This is a genomic window from Weissella sp. DD23, assembly GCF_001579105.1.
GTDB classification, from domain to species: domain Bacteria; phylum Bacillota; class Bacilli; order Lactobacillales; family Lactobacillaceae; genus Weissella; species Weissella cibaria.
The window spans coordinates 36,296-40,173 of the sequence record NZ_KQ970390.1 but is presented as its reverse complement, the minus strand read 5'-3'; the positions used below and the strand labels follow the sequence as shown (position 1 = coordinate 40,173).

Annotated in this window: 5 protein-coding genes and 1 pseudogene; all 6 read right to left on the bottom strand. The window is 42.0% G+C overall.

What is annotated here, in order from left to right; all coding sequences use genetic code 11:
• Positions 1–189 (bottom strand): annotated as a pseudogene (locus WEIDD23_RS14105) (ArgR family transcriptional regulator); the annotation flags it as partial.
• Between the two features lie 110 nt (positions 190–299).
• A complete protein-coding gene (locus WEIDD23_RS00185) occupies positions 300–1,214 on the bottom strand; it encodes an NAD-dependent epimerase/dehydratase family protein (RefSeq protein WP_010370440.1) in 915 nt (304 codons plus the stop codon).
• A 240-nt stretch (positions 1,215–1,454) separates the two neighbouring features.
• On the bottom strand, positions 1,455–1,736 hold the full coding sequence (locus WEIDD23_RS00180) for a site-specific integrase (RefSeq protein ID WP_010370437.1): 282 nt from the start codon (positions 1,734–1,736) through the stop codon (positions 1,455–1,457).
• Positions 1,737–1,967: 231 nt separating this feature from the next.
• Positions 1,968–2,279 carry a hypothetical protein gene (locus WEIDD23_RS00170; RefSeq protein WP_010370431.1) on the bottom strand — a complete coding sequence of 104 codons (312 nt, stop codon included), beginning with the start codon at positions 2,277–2,279 and terminating at the stop codon, positions 1,968–1,970.
• Positions 2,280–2,640: 361 nt separating this feature from the next.
• Positions 2,641–3,126 (bottom strand): hypothetical protein, encoded by a 486-nt coding sequence (locus tag WEIDD23_RS00165; RefSeq protein ID WP_010370428.1) that lies wholly within the window; start codon positions 3,124–3,126, stop codon positions 2,641–2,643.
• 132 nt (positions 3,127–3,258) lie between these two features.
• On the bottom strand, positions 3,259–3,747 hold the full coding sequence (locus WEIDD23_RS00160; protein ID WP_010370425.1) for an Rrf2 family transcriptional regulator: 489 nt from the start codon (positions 3,745–3,747) through the stop codon (positions 3,259–3,261).
• Positions 3,748–3,878 lie beyond the last annotated feature (131 nt).

The window sequence follows — 3,878 nt, the reverse complement described above, 5'->3', positions numbered from 1 at the left end:
ACGTGGTCGTCCAGTGGCGTCAGCCCTCCGAACAATGCGCATTTCTTTAATATCTCGCGAGACAGTTGCTTGTGTCACATCAATACCAGCATTTTGCAGGTGGTGCATCAGCCCTTCTTGTGAATCAACGACCTCACGCGCCAAAATATCTAAAATCAGCGCTTGTCGTTCTTGCTTTTTTAAAGCCATGGTTTTTAGTCCTCTTTTTTTGCATATATAATTTTATTATACAGACTTTTGGACCATTTGCCTTAAATTACACCGAGCAAAAAGTCTGTGCAATCGACACAGACCGGCGCTTAATTCAAAATTGTCTGGATACCTGTGGCGAAACTTGTCACGTGAAAATCAGGAAACCGTCGCATAAATTTATCGGTAATAAACACATTATCAAATTGGTACCGAACCAAAATTTCTAATTGTTCAGCCCGCATACGATTCGTGGTTGCTTCATTTTGAAATACTGACAACGGTATCACATCATACGGAATTGGCCGCCCGACGACTTTTTCAGCTAACGCCAGTAATGCTTGGTAACTAATACCTGGCGCCACTGGCAAATGCCAAGTTTGGCCATAGGTATCTGGGGTATTCCCGAGTAACGCCAGGGCCCGGCTCGCATCCGGTGTCCAAATAAAGGTGCGCAAGGCCGTATCACTAACCGGAATTTGTGGACGTTCACCCGCTTTGATTCGGTCGAACACCATACCGTTGGTAATGCCCTGTGTCCGATCAGGTCCATAAAATTCTGGTGCGCGGCCAATAACCGCTTCCAATCCCTCGTTCGTCATCGCCTCAAAAAGCCGGGTTGCCATTTTCGCCCTAATGACCGATTTACGACCAACCGGTAAGAATGGACTCGTTTCTGTCTGTGGTGTGGCATCTTTTTGATACATGTAAGTGTTATCAAAGAATGCCAACTTGGCATTTGATTTAATAGCCGCTTGAATGACATTTTCTGTTATTTGTAAAAATTGCGCTTCCCAAACAGACGTATCCATCGGCAAGCCAACTGTGAAATACACCACATCACTGCCCTGAATCGCCTGGAACGCTTGGTCAGCATCTGTTAAATCTGCGACAACGACTTGATCAGTGTCATGAATTTTTTGCGGATGCCGTCCGACCAATCGGAGTTCCTTTGTATAATTTTGATACAACTCATTAGCCAATTCGTAACCGATTTGACCATTGCTGCCTAATATTGTTTGCATCGTTAATGACCACCTTCCCTGTCCTAAATATAACACAATACCCACACCTAATTCTTTGTTTACCCTGTATTTCCCAAGAGTGCTAGTTATCAGGTTTTGCCAGCTTTTGCTTCAAATCCTGATAACCGTATATACCTCTAATTCACCCTACTTTTTGGTTATTATTTTGTTATTTTTTATGCTGTTTTTTCCTTAGACTTTTTAATGAGACGCAACTTTTTATTATCTGTCTCCCCAAATTCATGAAACTTCATCATCTTCTAAAGATTTTCTCCAATCAATTTGTGAATCAATATGAATCCCCCCTTGATTGGCATGACTCCAAGTTAAGCCAGCCGCTTCTCCATACCGAGTCCCATTCAGATAACAGAATTCCACAAATAAACGGTAACGGTGTTTGTTCCGGCGCAATAGGTAACTTCTTCCCTCTTTTTCGTCTTTTATCATGAGTTCTTTTAATTTCTTAAACTCATCAGAGAAGAAACCCTTGTCTTTAATTTTATCCAGTTCTGCCTGTGTCATTGGTTGGCCCTTAAAACGTAACTCATTCATTGGCGATGCGGGTTCGTATCTAACCAGCAATAATCAAAGAACATATTGAGGTTAGAGCGAACGTTGACTTTAGAATTTCGAGAAATTTCATAGGCATCTAAAAAGTCTTTTATATCTTTTCCTCTGATTGCCTTAATTCGCCAACTGCCAAACTTCTCTTTAAACTTCTTTAGAATAGCTTCTGACTTTTCTTGGGTTGTATCAGCGAGCATTCCCTCTTTTAACATGAATATCAGCGGTGTTAATCGGGACGAAGTAAGCGGCGTTTTGTTTCAAGAGGGTATAATCGGGAAACGGCGCCACATTCACGATCTTGAAAATCCGAAAATAGAGGTCATCATCAATCGGGTAAGAGGCAGGAAGTCGTGGAATAAATAGAAAGCCATTCTCTGTCACTTCCACATCAAAGGAGTTGGCGTAGCTGGTCTCATTGCCAATGTCTAGCGCCATGTTTAGACTCTGGACAATGTAACGAATCAGTTCTGAGAGGGTAAGGTTCATTTGATAATCCATTGTAATTCTTTTACAAAATTCTAAAAGAGTCATTTTCGGGGTAATTTTCTTGTTTTTGACCCCCTTTTTAAACCACGCAAAAAAGCCCCATTTCTAGGGCTTTCGGTCTCTCTTTTCACTTTAGACTTATTTCGCAAATCTCACAAGTTCATCATCGGTTAATAATTTAAGTAAGAGATACTGAGTATCTATAAAGTGTTCAATGGAGTCAATGGCATTATCATTGAGCCGTTGTTGTAGTCTCAAAGAAATCTGGCTGTTATTCGTCAAATATCCTGGAATGGATTGGTGTTCAAATTTGAAAGAACTATTTTTTGGTTCTGTGAGTACTGATAGAAAGCGCTGGCGGCTCCTTCAGCACTCATTTTTTCCGTTTTTCAATCGCTTGATCAATCTGTTGCAAAGCTCTGTCCTGACGCTTTTCGCTGGTGCGATAAAAACCATTGGCAACGCCTAGCGCTGTCAAAATTAAAAGCGCGAGCAAAGTTTTGAAAAGCAATCCGTGCGTGGTCAACTGCGCCACAGCCAAATAGGTCTCGGCTACCGCCAAAAGCCAACCGCCCAGCGCCACGTAAAACCAGCCCGTGGCCTTGTCCAGAAAGCCCACCACCTTTCGCAGTTGGTCGCGGCTGACTTGATTTTCTGCCAAAATCGTCAAAATTCGCTCTTTTTCCTTGCGCATTTTTACCGGCGGCAGCAGCCACAGCCAAGGCGAAACCTTGTCTTGACTGGTCTGAATCGGCTGCTCGCGCACACTCGCCAGTTGCCCCGTCAACTCCAGCAACCCCTGATACAGCGAAAACGTGAAAATCAACCAACTACTCAGAAATTCTAATAGTAGAATCATAAAAACCTCATTTCTTATTTTTGACAGCTTTGTCAAAAGGTGTGAGTACTACAGAAAGACCGTCAGTACTGATGAAAAGTGCTGACAGTTTCGTCAGTATTTTTTTGACAGGTCTGTCAAAAAAAATCTCACTTAGATTTTGCTATCATCCGCCAAAATGACTTGCCAATCAATCCGAATCAGTTTACCATCCGCATCACTCGGCAAAATATCGCTCAACTTATGGTTAGCTAGTCGCTCACGATAGGCCTGCTCAGCTTCATTTAGAAGATCAATCAAACGATTTGATTTTTCCTCGATCAAAGTTGGCGTGATAAAAATACCTTGCGCGATTTCAACGTCAAAATTTTCATGGAAAGCCTCCCCCGACTCAACGGCATCAAATAAGTCAAGAAAACTGATTTCCTCGGGCTTTTTAGCCAATGAATAGCCACCATTTTTAGAAGCCGATGAGGTAATCACCCCCGCGTCCTTGAGCTTTTTGGCGATTTTCAAAAGATAGGAGTGCGACACCTGCATACGGGCGCTCATCTCCTGCGATTTCAGGGTTTCGTCCTCGGGCAATTGGGCCAACATGACCACAATTCCCACCGTTTGAAAAAATGCTTTACTAAGTTTCATAAAAAATACCAATCCTTTTTTATTTGCTTTTCCTTATCCGTGGACATATAATATCCAAAGATAATAATCATCCAAAGAAATGTAAAATCTTTCACAGATAATTCTTATCTAAGGATAAACAAATATCCACT